This is a genomic window from bacterium, from assembly GCA_016708315.1.
In the GTDB taxonomy this organism is placed as follows: Bacteria; Zixibacteria; MSB-5A5; order CAIYYT01; family CAIYYT01; genus JADJGC01.
Map to the genome: position 1 here is coordinate 62398 of JADJGC010000004.1, position 16218 is coordinate 78615.

Annotated in this window: 16 protein-coding genes; 7 read left to right on the top strand and 9 right to left on the bottom strand. The window is 50.8% G+C overall.

Annotated features, from left to right (window positions below):
- Positions 1–25: 25 nt before the first annotated feature.
- The 5 genes from IPH59_05530 to tmk are packed head-to-tail and all read right to left on the bottom strand — an operon-like array spanning position 26 to position 3863.
- Positions 26–691 carry an MtnX-like HAD-IB family phosphatase gene (locus IPH59_05530; protein ID MBK7091167.1) on the bottom strand — a complete coding sequence of 222 codons (666 nt, stop codon included), beginning with the start codon at positions 689–691 and terminating at the stop codon, positions 26–28.
- On the bottom strand, positions 679–951 hold the full coding sequence (locus IPH59_05535; protein MBK7091168.1) for a hypothetical protein: 273 nt from the start codon (positions 949–951) through the stop codon (positions 679–681). The genes IPH59_05530 and IPH59_05535 overlap by 13 nt, the downstream gene beginning before the upstream one ends.
- Before the next feature lie 2 nt (positions 952–953).
- Positions 954–1706, bottom strand: a complete 753-nt coding sequence (locus tag IPH59_05540; GenBank protein MBK7091169.1) for a sulfite exporter TauE/SafE family protein — start codon at positions 1704–1706, stop codon at positions 954–956.
- Positions 1706–3142, bottom strand: a complete 1437-nt coding sequence (locus IPH59_05545; protein MBK7091170.1) for a hypothetical protein — start codon at positions 3140–3142, stop codon at positions 1706–1708. Before IPH59_05545 ends, IPH59_05540 begins: the two co-directional genes overlap by 1 nt.
- Positions 3117–3863 carry a dTMP kinase gene (tmk, locus tag IPH59_05550; protein ID MBK7091171.1) on the bottom strand — a complete coding sequence of 249 codons (747 nt, stop codon included), beginning with the start codon at positions 3861–3863 and terminating at the stop codon, positions 3117–3119. The genes IPH59_05545 and tmk overlap by 26 nt, the downstream gene beginning before the upstream one ends.
- 14 nt (positions 3864–3877) lie before the next feature.
- On the opposite strand from tmk, the gene ruvX reads away from it, so the two are divergent.
- Together ruvX and mltG are read left to right on the top strand one after the other, a co-directional pair.
- Positions 3878–4300 (top strand): Holliday junction resolvase RuvX, encoded by a 423-nt coding sequence (gene ruvX, locus IPH59_05555; protein MBK7091172.1) that lies wholly within the window; start codon positions 3878–3880, stop codon positions 4298–4300.
- A 6-nt stretch (positions 4301–4306) separates the two neighbouring features.
- A complete protein-coding gene (mltG, locus tag IPH59_05560; GenBank protein ID MBK7091173.1) occupies positions 4307–5413 on the top strand; it encodes an endolytic transglycosylase MltG in 1107 nt (368 codons plus the stop codon).
- A 4-nt stretch (positions 5414–5417) separates the two neighbouring features.
- Here the strand turns inward: mltG and IPH59_05565 are convergent, their stop codons facing one another.
- On the bottom strand, positions 5418–5942 hold the full coding sequence (locus IPH59_05565; GenBank protein MBK7091174.1) for a DinB family protein: 525 nt from the start codon (positions 5940–5942) through the stop codon (positions 5418–5420).
- A 137-nt stretch (positions 5943–6079) separates the two neighbouring features.
- Here IPH59_05565 and rtcA point away from each other — a divergent pair, with 137 nt between their 5' ends.
- From rtcA to IPH59_05585, 4 genes are all read left to right on the top strand, one after another.
- Positions 6080–7192: an RNA 3'-phosphate cyclase gene (rtcA, locus tag IPH59_05570; protein MBK7091175.1), complete on the top strand. Its 1113-nt coding sequence runs from the start codon at positions 6080–6082 to the stop codon at positions 7190–7192.
- Positions 7193–7281: 89 nt separating this feature from the next.
- Positions 7282–8472 (top strand): hypothetical protein, encoded by a 1191-nt coding sequence (locus IPH59_05575; GenBank protein ID MBK7091176.1) that lies wholly within the window; start codon positions 7282–7284, stop codon positions 8470–8472.
- On the top strand, positions 8469–10190 hold the full coding sequence (locus IPH59_05580) for a sensor histidine kinase (protein ID MBK7091177.1): 1722 nt from the start codon (positions 8469–8471) through the stop codon (positions 10188–10190). Before IPH59_05575 ends, IPH59_05580 begins: the two co-directional genes overlap by 4 nt.
- Positions 10190–11530 carry a sigma-54-dependent Fis family transcriptional regulator gene (locus IPH59_05585; protein ID MBK7091178.1) on the top strand — a complete coding sequence of 447 codons (1341 nt, stop codon included), beginning with the start codon at positions 10190–10192 and terminating at the stop codon, positions 11528–11530. The genes IPH59_05580 and IPH59_05585 overlap by 1 nt, the downstream gene beginning before the upstream one ends.
- A 9-nt stretch (positions 11531–11539) precedes the next feature.
- On the opposite strand, the gene IPH59_05590 is transcribed toward IPH59_05585, so the two are convergent.
- Both IPH59_05590 and IPH59_05595 read right to left on the bottom strand, forming a co-directional pair.
- Entirely contained in the window at positions 11540–11953 is a 414-nt protein-coding gene (locus tag IPH59_05590; GenBank protein ID MBK7091179.1) for a dockerin type I repeat-containing protein, read from the bottom strand.
- Between the two features lie 4 nt (positions 11954–11957).
- Complete coding sequence (locus IPH59_05595; GenBank protein ID MBK7091180.1) at positions 11958–13514, bottom strand: pentapeptide repeat-containing protein; 1557 nt, start codon at positions 13512–13514, stop codon at positions 11958–11960.
- Between the two features lie 243 nt (positions 13515–13757).
- Here IPH59_05595 and IPH59_05600 point away from each other — a divergent pair, with 243 nt between their 5' ends.
- Positions 13758–14912 (top strand): hypothetical protein, encoded by a 1155-nt coding sequence (locus tag IPH59_05600; protein MBK7091181.1) that lies wholly within the window; start codon positions 13758–13760, stop codon positions 14910–14912.
- Between the two features lie 418 nt (positions 14913–15330).
- Here IPH59_05600 and IPH59_05605 read toward each other — a convergent pair whose 3' ends face one another.
- On the bottom strand, positions 15331–16191 hold the full coding sequence (locus IPH59_05605; GenBank protein MBK7091182.1) for an NmrA family NAD(P)-binding protein: 861 nt from the start codon (positions 16189–16191) through the stop codon (positions 15331–15333).
- Between the last annotated feature and the right edge of the window lie 27 nt (positions 16192–16218).

Sequence of the window (16218 nt, forward strand, 5' to 3'; positions counted from 1 at the left end):
TATCGAGTTCCTGTTCCACGAAGCATCATGTTAGCAGATTAGCATCAAAATATCTTATCACATCATAAAAGTCGGCAAATTTCTGCCAGTCAACCGCTTTTTCCTGTGCGAGTTTGATTAAATCGCCGCGGGCAAAGAGGACATCAGCGACCCCGACTGCACAGCGATCCGAGAAACCGTCGCCGATATAAACAGTCAGCTCACCATCTTTTCGAAGGGACTTTACGCGTTCACCCTTGCAGGTACCGCAGAAACCGCAGCCATTAGCGAAGTAGGGGAAAGTCGGGTACAGACTGCCATTTATGAAGTTTGCTTTATTGGCGTGGATGTCCAGATCCGCGAACCCTGCCTTGCCAAGAAAGGCGTCGATGTAGAAATCGAGTCCATCGGAACAAATATGAAGCGGGATTTGGTGCTGTCCGAGAAGGTCGACGAACTCCTGAAAACCCCTCTCGACTTCAATGCGGCTAAGAGCTTCGATCATCTCTTCGCGGCTGGCTTTGATGTAATGACATTCGCGCCACAAACATTCACGCGAATTGATCTTTTGCTCAATCCAGAGCTTGACTGTTCCGTGATTTCGTTTGCCGGAGAAGTGATTAAACAGCGAGGCGCCAACGTCCTTGGCGGAGATAGTGCCATCAAAATCCGAGAAAACCCGAATTGGGCGAGGTTTCGTTAACCGATCCATTTGAATATCAGCCAAAGCAGCGATAGAATCAAACCGGCGATGGCGAGGTTCATTACTCGCCGGACGAACATCGTTATGGTAAACGCCATGAGTACTGCGGGAATGACTAAGAGGTAGAACTTGATTGCCAGCGCCGAGACCGGCAGGTTCTGTATCGAAATATCGAAGAACGAAGCGACTGAAGCTGAAATGAGCAGTAAGATCATGATGACAAGAGCGCTCTTGTACATTTGAGCCATGATCTGTTCTGGAGATTTCATTCTTAGCCTTTCACTGCTGACATGATCATGGTAACTGCGGTATAGAGCAAAATCGCCGCAAAGAGAATCTTGATATAGAGAGAATCGATCTTGTGAAACACCCTCGCGCCAAGAAAGGCTCCGGCAACCGTACCAAGAGTTGCAAACGGCACCCACTCGACGGGAAGATCCCCTCTGGTCACGTAAGGGATTGAAGCTACCGCGGCACTGATTCCGACCATCATCGTGGAAGTTGCGACTGCTTCCTTCACTGGCTTGCCGAGAATGATCTGGAGAATCGGCACTTTGACAATACCGCCGCCAATTCCCAGCAGTCCAACTAATCCGCCCGCGAATACCGAGGCTCCCATTGCCACCGGATAGGCGTTCTTTATTCCGCCGGCATTTTTGGCATCCGATCTCCCGAATAACATTACTACGGCTGAAAACACCAGGATTACTGCAAAGACTATTGCCAATCCTTGTTCAGAGACGTGACCCGCCAAACTCCCGGCTGCGTAAGAACCGACGATTGTCGTGGTTTCCAAGTACAATACTGCCTTGAGATCGACCAGGCCGCTCTCCAGATACTTTGTCGCTGAGGTCACCGAGGTCGCCATCACGCAACAGAGCGAAAGTGCGACAGCTTGGTGGATCGGCAGTTTGAGAATCAGCGTGAAAATCGGAACGAGCAGGACGCCGCCGCCAAGACCAAGTATTGATGATAGCGCACCGACAATTGCGCTGAGGGCGAGAATAACTGCGGAATCTTGCATTACTGGGCTGCCTTCTTGACGATTGCCAAAGCCTCAGCGAGACACGGATCATCGGTGCGAGCGCTGAACTCCAACGATGGCTCGCCACCGATCTTGACCCGGTGAATTGTCTTCAACAAGGTTCGGACGATCTCGAATCTGTACTCACCGAGCGAAACATCGCCAATATCTCGATGTGTCTCACGCATATGGCGATAGATCGGATCCATTTCCTTGTTCATGTCGTTAAGGCTCATATCGCTCAGAGCCCGGCCGAGCGGGTCATAGCGAAATCGTCTGTCGCGCAAATAGTTTTCGAACTGCGCCAAGAGCGAGTCTTCGTCTTCAGATCGAGGAAAGTCGGGAAATTTGTTCGCGGTGACGAAGTCGAGCAGATAACCGCCATGAATCAACTCAAATAGCAGTGAGCTCATGCGCGGTTTCCGACACTCAATCGAAGGAATTACTGCAGTCGAAGGTTCGGACGTCTTGGTCGAGTCGAGCAAAGTATCAACAACCTCACTGAATCCGTGATCGATTCTCTCGTCGAGTGAGACATAGAGCCGTTGACCGCTGCGCAGTAAAATCTCGTCGACCTCGGCGAGTGAACCGGCCGTGGATGCTCCAATTGTGGTTGCTTCGTCGATTGTTGCGAGATTTCGGGCGATTTCTTCGGTAGCGCCCTTGGTCGTGCGATCGATCAGGATGGCAAGTGGTTTACCTTTGACCGAATCTTCAATCAATTTTGAAATGCGTTGAGCCATCTTATGGTCATCACCGCCTGAATCGCGCAGGTCAACGATGAAACCACGAGCACTGTTTGTGTTCAACGTCTTTATCTCTTGCTCTATATCTAGTGCTGCTGGCAGTCGCAAGACAATGAAGCATATAGAATCTTCGAATGCAACCCGTGCACCATCGGCCGATTCAATCGCCGCAATTTGAACGGTGACACTGTCATCACGACCTTCGCGCTCGAAGAATATCTGCGTTGCTCCCTCGGAGCGCGAATTCAGATAGTCGATGAAGTCGATTACGACTTGATTTCGAAGCGTATCTACACCGGTAATCTTGTCTTGGGGAAGAAGGAAGCCGCTGAACGGCGAACTCTCAGCGATATCAGCGACAACAACGGCACTGTCTTGCGGTCTAAGTGTTAGTCCCCAGTTTCGCGGGCGGTTCGTTATCGTTGGTCGGTCAGCACCGCCGTCCGATAGTTCTACTCTGAACGGAATGGCGCTTTGCATTCCTCGCCAGGCGTCTGCAAAAACTTTGTCTGGTGCGACCTCGCCAAAGTACCTGCTCGACAATAACTCCGACTGTTGTGCCAACGCGATCATCACCTTGAAGAGCGAATCATTGACGCATAGATACGCTGCGCCAAGAACGAGCAGTACCGTTAGCGTGAAGAACGAAAGTGTAGCAACAGACTCACTTCGTGCGTTTCTGCGGTCCAATTTTTCTCCTGTTCAGAAACGCCTGACTCACAGCAAGAATCTCGGTAAAAATTTCTTCTGGTGTGTTTCGTCCGTCCACAACTTTGACGCGACGCGGCTCAGCCTTGGCGATTTTTAAGAATCCGTTACGCACGCGCTTATGGAAGTCACTTGCCGCTGATTCCATCCGGTCTTTATTGGCCTTGAGACGAACATGCGCTTTCGCGATCTCCAAATCGACAATGAATGTCAGGTTGGGTTTGATCTTCGCGGCGGCAAACTCGTTGGTGTCCTTGACGACCTTGGCCGGCAATTTGCGACCGTCGATTTGATATGCAATTGTGGAATCGGAGAACCGGTCGGTGATAACGATCTTGCCTTGCTTTAATGCCGGCTCGATAACCTTGTCGACTAATTCGGCGCGGGCAGCCAGAAACAAGAGCAGTTCGGCTCGGGCGCTCATTTGTTTGTGGGAGTTATCGAGCAGGATAGCGCGTACCGACTCCGAAACCGGTGTTCCTCCCGGTTCACGGATGAAGAGTACGTTGAAGCGATTCGCTTTAAGATAGTCATACAGCATCCGCGCTTGAGTCGACTTGCCGGAGCCATCGACGCCTTCAAAACTGATTAAAATACCGCGTTTAGTCATGATGGGAATATACGCACTGCTTTGATGACTAACCAACGAAAACTCTGCGAGACGGATATCACAGCTAACCATTTGACTCTCATAGCCAGTCACCGTACATTCCTCCAATGTTTGAAAAGCGTATTATCGGCATCGACTATGGCCGCAAGCGCATCGGAATCGCTTATTCTGATCCGATGCGGCTTTTCGCACAGCCACTGACGACCTTGACTCTCAAATCGCCTTCCGAGGCTGTCAATCGTGTTTGCGACGCACTGGCGGCTTACGATGTAGAACTAATTGTAATCGGCATTCCGTTGTCGCTGTCGGGCGGTCAGGGGGGCCAGATGGTTAACGAAATTCACGCCTTCGTTGAAGGATTACAGCAGCGCGGCTTCGAGACGCATCTGGAGGACGAAGCGTTTACCTCTGAAGTCGCGAAAGACACCCTGCGGGCCGGCGGCAAGAAAGAAAAGCAGATGCGCGGCAAACTGGACGTTGTTGCGGCTCAGATCATACTGCAGGATTATCTTGACTCGCACCGGCAATGAGAGCTTATGAAACGAATTTGGGAGATCGCGGTATGGTTCGTTACAACTCTCGCGATATTTGCGCTCATTCCCTTGATTCCCTTTGTTTATCTGATTCGGTGGATTGTGTTCGGTAAGTGGTACACCAAAGCGGCGCTGATACTTGTCATCATTCTGGCGGCCGGTGGTATTTATGCGTATCTTGAAGTCAGCGCGCCACTCGGGGATCAGCAACGCGAGTATTCCGTTGTAATCCGCCCCAATGATGACGCTGCCGATCTACGCAACCGGCTGGCCGATTCCGGAATCGCCACAGATCGAAGACTCTACAACATCACTATGAAATACACTCGTGCCGACCGGAACCTGAAACCGGGACGATACCGATTCAGAGGCGGATTGACACACTTCGAACTCGCCCTCCACTTCAAGAATTCCAATCCTGAATTGAGCAAGGTCACTATTCCTGAAGGAAAGACTATCAAGGAAATCGTCCCAATGTTGGTGAAAGGAATTCCAACGGATTCTGCGCAGTTGATTTCGTTGTTGAACGACGAGTCATTCAAGAAGAGTCTTGGTATCGAGGCGCCTTCATTCGAGGGCTATCTCTTTCCTGAGACATACTCATTTTATCCGTATCAGGAACCAGATGATGTGATTCGCGAGATGGTCGAAATGTTTCGAGGTTCATTTACGCCGGAAATGACAAATCAGATTGCGACTCTGAAGATGTCGTTGAACGAAGTGGTTACCTTAGCATCGATGATCGAAGCTGAGGCTGCTGATGGCTCCGAACGCGAATTGATATCGTCAGTTTATCACAATCGACTTCGCAAAGGCTGGAAGATGCAATGTGACCCAACCGTGATTTACGCGCTTGGCGGGCTCGATCGGCCGCTGCTGCGGAAGGACCTTGATTTTGATTCGCCCTACAATACTTATCTCTACTATGGATTGCCGCCCGGTCCGATTGGAGCACCGGGACTGGCCTCGCTCAAAGCGGCGCTTTTCCCCGCAGAAACAAACTACTTCTTCTTCGTTGCCACCGGCGACGGTCGCCATATTTTCACGACTTCACTTTCACAGCACAACAATGCTGTCAGCAAGACCAAGCGTTCCCGCCGAAGTAACTAGCCAATTAAGTTGCCTGACCTTGCGCGGCCTTGCGCCGGGCAGAGGCCAAATCAAAGATGCTGTCGACTCCTAACATGCGGCGCTGGGTGCTCATTTGGCCGATGTGGTAGGCTTCGTGCATCGCCAGAAACGCAATCGCAGACAACACGGTCTGCTCTTGTGTCGGCAGCTTGAACGGTACTGCTTTAGTGAGACTCTCTTCCGGCATATTCACAAGGCCATTCTGAAGTTTGGTCGTTTGATCCAACCAAATCGTCTTGATTTCGCCTAACGACGGGAATTGTGATTGGTCAACCTTGGAAATTGAAGACTCAAACATATCACCCCAAGGGCACTTCTCCTCGAGGCCCGTGAGCCCGAGCAGGTAGAATCGATTGGAAGCGACATGCCCCATGATCCACGTAAGCGAGTTGGCATTGGGCATGAGTTGTTTGCGGGCGAGGTCTTCCTCGATCCCTTCAAATCCAAGCCCAAATAGGTAGTTGTTGACCTGGATGATCTCGTTGATTGGTTTCAATGCAATGTGCATCTGTTCTCCTTCTCTTGCTCCCGGTTGAATATCTACTTTGGAGGACGATAATGGAATCACAAAGTTGCCTTGGTGATGCAGGAATATCGAGACTATTCCCTTGACCGCAGACGTAATTCCCCATAGTTTAGTAGCTTATGGCTGACAAAGACTTTCTGCGAGTAGACGGCAGTTTTGGCGAAGGCGGCGGGCAAATCCTGCGCACTTCGATATCCCTGTCGACTCTACTTGGTCGCCCTGTTGAAGTGACCAATATCCGCCGGAATCGCAAATTCCCAGGTATGATGCCGCAACATCTGACCGCCGTCAAGGCTTGCCAGCAGATTTGCAGTGCCACGGTGGAAGGCGCTGAAATCAATTCCGAGCGCTTGGCATTCACTCCCGGACAAATTCGCGGCGGCAAGTACACTTTTGATGTCGCTGAGAGCAAGAAGTCCGCGGGAGCCGCAACACTGGTTTTGCAGACGATCATCTTACCGCTCTTGTTCGCCAAGAGTGAGTCGAACATCATTATCCGTGGTGGCACTCACGTCCCGTGGTCGCCGCCGGCCACTTATCTCAAGCAGGTCTTTCTTCCGGTTATTGGATTGATGGGTTGTCAGACGTTCTTGAAGATAAACCGTTGGGGTTGGTACCCTGAAGGCGGCGGTGAAATAGCCTGTCGTGTTCGACCAATTGATCGACTTCGAGCCCGTCAATTCAATCGACGCGGCGAACTTCGCAAAATATATGGCATGTCTGTGACCTCCAATGTAGGAGGCGGTGTTGGCGAGCGGCAGATGCGCGCCGCAGTTAAACAGCTTCGTGCGAACAATCTCGACGCTCAGATGCGCAATAGCGATGTCGCTGCCAACGGCAAAGGCACGATCATCTTTCTGACAGCCGAATTTGACAATGTCCGGGCCGGATTCTCGACAATCGGCGAAAAGGGCATGCCGGCTGAAAAGGTCGCCGAAGCTGCGGTTACGGAGTTGCGTAACTATCTTGGCAAGGATGTTTGTCTTGATCACTATCTCGCCGATCAGCTTATCCCTTACATTGCTTTGTGCGGTGAGCGTGTTGAGATGAACATCTCGAAGATCACAAATCACCTTAAGACCAATCTCTGGGTGACGCAGAAATTCATACCGATCAAGTACAAGCTCAGCGGTCCGCTTGGATTTCCCGGGGTGCTTACGATAGAACCGGCACCCGAACCGGAGCCGCAACCCGCGGCGCCGGAAGTTGAAACACCGGCTGTACCTACCTAAAGGGCAAGCTTCTCATCCAAGCCGGAGATTATTTCGATTCTCCCAATTTGGATGTGTATAATCTTCAGAATTATTGATGAAACAATACCATGTTCAAGATCGCTAAATTCCATGCCACCATACTGCTTGGATTGATCTTGCTTTCCTTGAGTGGTGTAGCAAAGGCGGAGCATCTCTACGAAACCCGGATTGATCCTTTGCGGCTCGATTCGAGTCGACTTTATCTCTGGCTCGACGCAGATTTCACTGCAACCACTGACTTCACTTTGGAGCTGACTATCAATGATGGGACACTATATAGCGGCCGTGTTGACGGTGTGCTTGAGCGCGTCGTTGTAAGCCAGGAATTACCTGAGAGTGTGGTAGCGTCACTGCGTAGTTCCAAGGAATATACGGCTCGCATCTTTCTGGAAACCGAGTTGGTGTGCGACTCGCTGATTATCGCGGTGCCAGGTAATTTGAGACAATTGTGGCTTGATACACTACTTACTTCCAATCCTGAACTGCCGATTCGTTACATGTTTCGATACTATGATGACATTCGTGAGCTTGAGATTGCAGCGAGACTCGAGCAGGTCGATTTGCTTCTGCAACCGGAGATGGGAATGCCAGGATTTAGTACGCTTTTTGATTCACCATACATACTGGAATGGAATCTTGTCAGCGAAGGAATCAAGGACGATCTCTTGGCTACTGCGCTGAACTACTGTCTGCGCGGTATCTTTGCAGAAGCGAATGACAACTCGTACTCATGGCTCATCTCGCCATCTCATATCGAGACTATATTCCCTAAGAATCCCTCGCACGCCGAAGAGCTTTTCGCACAGTCGAAGAATGGAAAGGACAAAATCGTCTGCTCGTTTCCCGGATTTAAGATGTATCCGCAGCTTTCCGACAGAATCAGTATGACGGTTTCAAAATGCGGCGCTGAGAAGTTCATCTTTCGTGACGACCGCTCCCAGGCTTCGACACTTCAGTTCTTTGCATTTAGTTCTGCCGAAGATTCAAGCTCCATACTTGCCCGCGCATGGCGGGAGGTTCTGCTTCCCCAGCGCGGACTGCTTGAATTTGGCGACGGAGCCAAGCTCGACAGTTGCCTAATGGCCTTATCAGCAGGTATTGATTGCCGCGAGCAAGTCTCGCGACGTCTTGCTGAATCTGCACGGTTTGTTCCGCTGGGACGTACAATGCTCGCAGTCAGGAAATTCGATCATGTCCGCTATCTCGGAATCGAGTCCACAGAAGTAAAACTCTCAGATTTCTACACAATCAAGCGATGAGATTACCCGGAAAGATCATTTCAGCCTTTGCGCTGGTGTCGTTACTGCCGTTGATATTGATGTCAGTGCTCCTATATCTCTTTGTCAATAGCAGTACTGAAGAGCACTATATGCGCCAATCTGAATCGGCATTGGCAGCGTTTCGATTTCATTTTGACGATCACTTGATGCGGCTTGAACGCGACGCCAATCAGCTTACCGGCGATTCAGAGTTTCTCGTAAATGCTCTCGATCTCCCAAAGCGTGAGGCTGAACTTACCGCCCTGCTTGAGACGTACCTTGCACGAGACGAGTTCCAGTTTGCAGTTATCCAGATGAATGAACCACCGGCATTGTTTAAAGTATTCCAGGATGGGTTGGGTTCTTACGTCGGTATGTACCAACCGACGCCACTCTCCGCTGATGGAGGTTCCAACGCCGGCGTGGTTCGCCTTTCGGAACAGCATGGCAGTTCCTTGGCGGTCACAGTCTCCGTACCCGTGTATTTTCGCGACCAAATAGCAGGAGAACTGACCGTCGGCATTATGCTCTCGACCCTGATCGAGCACTTTCCGCTGGCTGCTGCCAATCTCTCCGGAATATTAGTAACAGCAAACGGCCAAGGTCTGTATGCTGCTACTCCTGATTCGTTGTTGCGCGCCAACATAGCCCAGATTGCTGCAGTGCGTTCTGCCGAGTCTATCTGGCAGGCAAGCGTGCAAAACCGAAACTATTTCATACAAGAAAGTGAAATTGTCGGAATCAACGGACAGATAGTAGCATCGATTGAATACATCTTTGATCAAAGCGACCGTGATGAGAATCGCGCGCGTCTACTGCGAGTGTTCGTAGCGTTGGCAGCAGCATCGGTGGTGTTAGCAGTTCTTCTCGGCTACTTTTTTCAACGCGCACTTTCAAAGCCAATTGCCGAAATGGCGCTATCAGCCAAGAGAATTGCGGGTGGCGAAGCGCCAAACCGGATTCACTACTATTCTGACGATGAAATTGGCGATCTCGTAGCCGGTATCAATCGGCTCTCCGATGACCTTCGTGACACAGAAATACGCTTGCGCCGCTCCGAGCAGGTTGCGGCATGGCAAATGTTCGCGCGACAGACAGCTCACGAAATCCGAAACTTCCTCATGCCATTGGCTACAACGGCAGCCCAGCTTGAGCGCTGGTCGCAGAGCGGCGATGTCAGTCAAGAGCGCGCGGCAGAGATATCGCACAGCATTCAAACTGAGATACAGCGTATGAAGCATCTCCTTGGTGCCTTCAGCGAGTTTGCAAGGATGCCGGCGCCGGAATTGAAGCTTACTTCATTGACTGCGATTATTGCCGAAATCCGAAGTGACTTCTCCGAAGAAATCGCACTTGGCCGGATTCATCTCGAATCAAACGGCGCCAGCGGAACCCTCAATTGCGATGCGAGCCAGATTAGGCAAGTCCTGCTTAATCTTATCAAGAACAGCTTCGAAGGAAACGCGAGCGTCGTTGAGCTTCGTATTCACAATTCTGACCAGAAGATGCTCTTCGAAATCTGCGACGATGGCTGCGGCATTGATCAATCGCGAGGCATTGATCCGTTCACGCCTCTGTATACGACAAAAGAACGAGGCTCCGGTCTGGGATTGGCAATTTGTCGTCGAATCGTCGTCGACCACGGCGGAGATATAACTTGTGCAGCGAATCCCACTCGCGGTATGACTTTTACGTTCTATCTTCCGATTGAGGCGTAATGAAGAAGACTCGGTTACTCATAGTCGATGACGATCAGCGCATCCGTGCGACTCTTTCTTCCTATTTGCGCGAAAGCAACTTTGACGTGATCACTGCGGCGAGTTGCGCCGAGGCGCGCAAGCTCAACAATGATAACATCGATGTAGTTCTGCTTGATCTCATGCTTCCGGACGGCAGCGGGCTTGATCTACTTCGCGAATTTCACGAACGCTTTCCCCGCCAGGAAGTCATTATGATATCGGGTGAAGCTTCACTTGCCGATGCCGTGTCAGCAGTGAAGTCCGGCGCTATCGATTTTCTGGAGAAACCGCTTGGTCCGGAAAAAGTCGAGCACACGATCAATAACGCGGTGCGTCTTGCTCAACTGAACCGCCGCGTCAATCTTGATCAAGAGAACATCGAAAACCGCTATCAGTTGATTGGCGATTCGTCAGCCATGCGAGCTGTGCGAGAGCAGATTGATGCAGTGAGCCAAACTGATTCGACGGTCCTAATTCTCGGAGAGTCTGGTACCGGCAAAGAGGTGGCCGCAAATCTGATTCATCAGAAGAGCACTCGCACGTTGGCTCCATTTATTGCTGTGAACACTGCCGCCATTCCGAGTGAGCTGTTGGAATCAGAGATGTTCGGTCATGAAAAGGGTTCGTTCACCGGAGCGACGCAACGTCGAATCGGCAAGATTGAGCAGGCCGCTCAAGGGACTTTGTTCTTGGATGAAATTGGCGAGATGCCGCCATTGCTGCAGGCTAAGCTCCTTCGCGTCCTCGAAGAATTTCGCGTTGAGCGAATTGGAGGCGACCATTCAATCGAAGTGGACTTCCGCCTGATTTGTGCTACTAACCGACCGCTTGCCGAAGAGGCGCGCAATAGCAAGTTCCGCCAGGATCTTTACTACCGTATAAACGTCTTCACAATCGAGTTGCCGACACTGCGAAGTGTTCCCGGTGATATTGAAGTCATCGCAAACCATCACCTAAAGCGGCTTTGTGCAAAGATGGGCAAGGTTCAAACAACGCTCGGTGGCGATCTTCTGCGCTGGCTGAAGTCATATCAATTCCCGGGCAATGTGCGCGAGCTGCGCAACATAATCGAACATCTGCTGATTACTCACCGCGAAGGAGAACTCTCTCTAAGCGGTCTGAATCGGCTGACCGAATTGTCTCACGCCGCATCGGGATTGTCATTGAAGGACGCGGTCGCTAGGTTTGAGGCAGAATACATAGAGAAGATTATCAGGGAGTCGGGAGGCAATGTGTCGCGTGCAGCCGAAACTCTTGGGCTCGATCGGAGCTATCTCTATCGCAAGATGAAATCTCTGGGGTTGGACGGCTCTGAATAGGACAACGACTTAGTTACAGTAGGATGGCAGCGACCCGCCATTAAAGATGTAGCTGATAAGAAATACCGCATCCGATATTGTCAGCATCCCACTGCAATCTGCATCGGCACTGGCCGGATTCGGCGGCGGCTCAGTACCGCCAAAGATATAACTAATAAGAAACACAACATCGCTGATCGTGACAGATCCGCTTCCGTCAACATCTCCAGCGACAAAATTCGGGAGATTCTGCTGTGCAAAGAAACCCGAAGTGAGTCGTCCTGCGTTACCTGATATCGCTTGTCCATAGACAGAATCAAGAATTAGGGTGCCACTGCCTGACCGTCCCGAGGCAGTGTTACCGGTTTCCGAATTTATGGAAGCGGTAGTTGCCGAGCATAGGAGCAGTACCAGTGCGGCCACAATCGCGATAAGGGCTTTCATCGCTCTAATACCCCGTGCGAATGAAGATTGCCTGCATTCCGCCTTGCGACATATCGATTGGGGCTGAGCTGAGAACGCTTGCCCGAACATTACCATAAACGGTCACAGCACCCGCGGCCGCCACAGGGATGACAGTTGAGATCGAGACCGTGATGTTTCCTCCAACGTTTCCGCTCGCGGAAGATATTTTTGCTTCGCCGTAGTGATCGAATCCTGAGGATGAGGTGCTTATCGAAATCTGTGCCGCTTCGTTGGCGCCAAGGTTGGCAATGCCATGCATCAGAACGAGAATATATCCAGGTGCCGGTGCATTGACCGTGATGCTCATCCAATTAACGACGGTTGTGCTGACTGAAGTCAGGATTCCGCCGCTTGTTTGTGCTATACCCGGTTCATCGAGGAGCTTTGCTGAAGTGATTGAATTTGCGCCGACATGTCGATCAACTATGGAGTTGATCGCGATGTCTGTTCCGGTAATTGTTTCGTCGGATATCGAAGCACCGGTAATGGAGTTCGTTGTTATATCGGAACCCGTGAGAGAGCCATCCTGGATGTGATAGCCGGACAGCTGTTGTGGACCAATGTCATTGAAACCGATAGATGCGTTTGAAATATCCGCGCCGGTAATCGTGCCATCCGTTATCTGCGCACCGGAAATTGCTACTCCTGACAGGTGACTCGACTGAATCGAGCCGGCAGCTATCTTAGCGCCGATAATAGTCGAATCAGCAAGGTCAGCTTGCGTCAGACTCCCGTCAACGATACTGCTTCCGTCGAAAGCCGATATCGACAAATGCTCCGCGGAAATTGAACCGGCTGCTATTTTTGGCCCAGTGATAGTTGAGTCTTGTAGATCATTAGCTGTCAACGATCCGTCTTGAACTGCCGTCGACCCAACTGCGCCGTTGGCTATGTGGGCTTCTTCAACTGCACCAGACTTGAGCTTGTTTCCGGTAATCAATGAGTCAGCAAGGTCAGAACTGTTTATTCCACCATCATTGATATTGCTGGAGTCTACCATCACTGCCGGCAAACGTTCCGGCGCAATTGTACCTGACACGATTTCGGAAGCGTCGATGTACATCGGATGATGTGCGGAGGTATCTGAATTGTGTTTAGAGATTGCAAAATTCACGGTCTGGCTGTCGGCGAAATGACTCGAGTTGTGTCCTTCGAGCAACAGAGCGTTGCCTGCAATAAACGAATACACTGTCGAACCGATTAAGTGTCTCGGCGAGAACTCAGGTTCGTTTCCCATCTTGATCCCGAGCCACAAAGGTGAAGTCGCGAAGACTTGTGGGTCGAACGCAGTCACCGAACCGAGATAGGCGTGAATCAGCCCGTTCTTGATTTCGAGTACTTGTGATTCGCTCCACAGCCCGATGCCACCAGTGGAATCATTATAAAGAGAGAAAAGGAAGGAATAGCTTCCATCAGCATAAGCGGCGCCGGATGAATCCTTGAGGCTCCCTTGGTAACTTAAGACCGGATTGATTGCCCCACTTGCGGGTAATGCCAAACAGATAGCCAACACCAAAGCAACGATAGCAGTAGCTTTCAACGCAACCTCCGACAGGTAGAAATGTTCGCAACGCGTAGACCTTGAGGGTAGACCTCTTAAATATACTCATATACCCAGTTTTTCCAAGTAATTTGTGGTTTCCACGTCACACGATGTCACACTTCTATTGTCGGACATCTACGTTAAGTTATTGTTGTCCCTATGGTTAGAATCTGGCACGCCCTTTGACTGCTTAGTTCTCCAGGAACTGTAAACCGAAACCTCTTATACGGAGAACATACCATGTTAAACAAACTCAAATTCGCCGCCGGACTCGCCGTAGCAGTCACCGCATTCGGACTGATAATCGGCTTGAGCCTGAAACCGCGTCTCGCGGTCGAGACTATTGAAGTCCCCGCATTGACTTCCAATGATCAACACAACTCTGAAGTGCTTTCGTCTTCACAAGAACTCCCATTTGGTCCCGACACAAATCCAATTCCCGAAGTAGGACCTAATGCTGAGTTGGATCGCAATCGTATACACCTGAACGGTGCGAACAACAGCCTTGAAGATCTGGCATTGCTCGATTCGTTGGAATTTGACGATGTTCGCGATGTCGAGATTGATTTTGATCGCGCTCTATTGGCCACTGCCGGTGGAGTGCTCGAATTCTACACTGATGATTCTTCGTTCGCAATCTACAGCTATCCGCAAGAACTGCATAACTACGACAGTTATGCGGTGCTCTCGGTCGATGACAATATTCTTGTCGGCACAGCTGCTGGAGTCTACTTGATCGACGCGCTTGGAATTGTCCAGCCAATCTGGAGCGAGATCTCAGACACAATCACAGTGCTCGAAAATGTCGAAGGCTGCATCTATGTCGGTACGCGCAACCTGGGGTTGTTCGAAGTCAACGGCAACATTGTGACCCATCTCCTCGCAGGCAAGAGTGTCATCGCTGTGGCGGAAGACGAATATGCACTGTGGTGTGCAACTGCTGAAGACGGTCTTCTCTACAACGAAGGAGACGGCTGGCACAAACGTCAGCTTCTCAGCGACACCGAAGCATTTGATACTGTAACCGCACTTGAGTCTGCGTTCGGCAAACTTTGGGTTGGTACACCCAAAGGGCTTTTCGTCTACAATGGCGACAACTGGCAGCGCGTTGACACCACTGAGTATCTCTTCGATGAGGGTGTTACGGCACTCGCGGCGGGCAGAAGCTACATGTACATAGGCACGAAGCATGAAGGCGTGTTCGCTTACTACAACGGCTGGCTTTCGCCGCTCGACTGGAGCGACAATCTGCCGGTGCGTTCGCTCGATGTTTACGACGGCAAGTATCTCGTGGGGCTCGACAAAGGGGGAGCCATCCTCAACTCACGCAAAGGGGCAGTTGATATTCTTCCGCTGATCCGCCAGAATCAAGGCATTCTCTCTATCCTCCAGTAGCCTCGGGTTCAGCGGTTGAAACAAAGCCCGGGTAATCCCCGGGCTTTTTGTTTTGTGTCGGGAGTCATGTGTTGTGGTTCACCAAAGCAAAAAGCGGCCGAAACCGCTCTTTGCTTGATGGGAAATAGTCCTGACTCGATTTACCGTCGTCAGGAATGTAAGTTAACAACTTGCAAATCTCTTGCCAACTGCGATGGAACTATTGCGTAACAACGAGTTGTGCGTCAAGCACTCGCCCGGATCAAACTCCGATGGGAAAAAAAGTGTCGGTATTATCGACACCTTCTTCCGCTTTTGTGCACAATCGAATACAAGTTATGCAATTACAAACTCTGACAGGCGTCGATATGGCGGACAGAATTGACGAGAGAAGTAGCCGGACTCAGTGAATCAGGAAAATTCTACCGCGACATCCAACTTACTTCCAGATTTCGGCACACTCTGCGCAGAAGGCACTGAATGCCCTCGGCTTGTGATGCAGAATCTTCTCTGCTTCGACAATGTCGGCGGGCTCCGGCTTCAGGCCTTTCTTCTGAAAGTAGTCATACATGATCCGGAAATCGTGTACCATCCAGGCAGGCAAACTCGCACTCGCCGATTCCGACCACTTGTTGAGATCATCTCCCATGTAGTTGATCTCTGTGCCAAGATGCTCACTCCAGATGCGTGCGCATTCTTTGCCTGTCAGCGCATCGGGGCCGTTCAAGTTGATAGTCTTGCCCTCGAATCCTCTTTCGGTTAACGCATTGGTTGCGGCATCGGCGACATCGCGAACATCAACGCGATAAATGCCGGTCGAGCCAATTGGCTGCGGATACAAGCCATATTCAAGCATCACGTCTTTGTACCAGAAGTCGTTTTGATAGAAGTTATTCGGACGGATGATTGTGAATGCGATGCCCGATTCTCTGATGGCATTCTCGATCGGAATCTTGCTGGCAAAGTGCGGGATGTGAGTTGAATCGGGAGGCAACACAACTGAGAGATAAACGATTTTCTTTACTCCGGCTTTCTTTGCGGCTCGGACGGCATTTTGACCGTGAACAGCTTCATCGGGATGAACAGGAGTGATCAAGAATAGTTTCTCGATGCCGCTGAACGCCTTCGTCAATGACGGCGGATCGGACAGATTGCCGACGACACCATTGACTCCACTTGGCAATGAGGCTGCTCTCTCCGCTGAGCGTGTCATGACGCTGACCTTCTCGCCTGCTTCCAGTAGATTGAGTAGGGCTTGAGTTCCGACTGTGCCGGTACCACCGACTATGAAAATTGACATCTGAGAGTCCTTTCAGATATGGCAGAT

Coding starts and splice junctions, on each gene's coding strand:
- IPH59_05565 (MBK7091174.1), bottom strand. CDS start 5,942: ATGCACATTGCATTGAAACCAATCAACGAGATCATCCAGGTCAACAAC.
- IPH59_05585 (MBK7091178.1), top strand. CDS start 10,190: ATGAAGAAGACTCGGTTACTCATAGTCGATGACGATCAGCGCATCCGT.
- IPH59_05530 (MBK7091167.1), bottom strand. CDS start 691: ATGGATCGGTTAACGAAACCTCGCCCAATTCGGGTTTTCTCGGATTTT.
- rtcA (MBK7091175.1), top strand. CDS start 6,080: ATGGCTGACAAAGACTTTCTGCGAGTAGACGGCAGTTTTGGCGAAGGC.
- ruvX (MBK7091172.1), top strand. CDS start 3,878: ATGTTTGAAAAGCGTATTATCGGCATCGACTATGGCCGCAAGCGCATC.
- IPH59_05580 (MBK7091177.1), top strand. CDS start 8,469: ATGAGATTACCCGGAAAGATCATTTCAGCCTTTGCGCTGGTGTCGTTA.
- IPH59_05590 (MBK7091179.1), bottom strand. CDS start 11,953: ATGAAAGCCCTTATCGCGATTGTGGCCGCACTGGTACTGCTCCTATGC.
- IPH59_05540 (MBK7091169.1), bottom strand. CDS start 1,706: ATGCAAGATTCCGCAGTTATTCTCGCCCTCAGCGCAATTGTCGGTGCG.
- mltG (MBK7091173.1), top strand. CDS start 4,307: ATGAAACGAATTTGGGAGATCGCGGTATGGTTCGTTACAACTCTCGCG.
- IPH59_05535 (MBK7091168.1), bottom strand. CDS start 951: ATGAAATCTCCAGAACAGATCATGGCTCAAATGTACAAGAGCGCTCTT.
- IPH59_05575 (MBK7091176.1), top strand. CDS start 7,282: ATGTTCAAGATCGCTAAATTCCATGCCACCATACTGCTTGGATTGATC.
- IPH59_05605 (MBK7091182.1), bottom strand. CDS start 16,191: ATGTCAATTTTCATAGTCGGTGGTACCGGCACAGTCGGAACTCAAGCC.
- IPH59_05600 (MBK7091181.1), top strand. CDS start 13,758: ATGTTAAACAAACTCAAATTCGCCGCCGGACTCGCCGTAGCAGTCACC.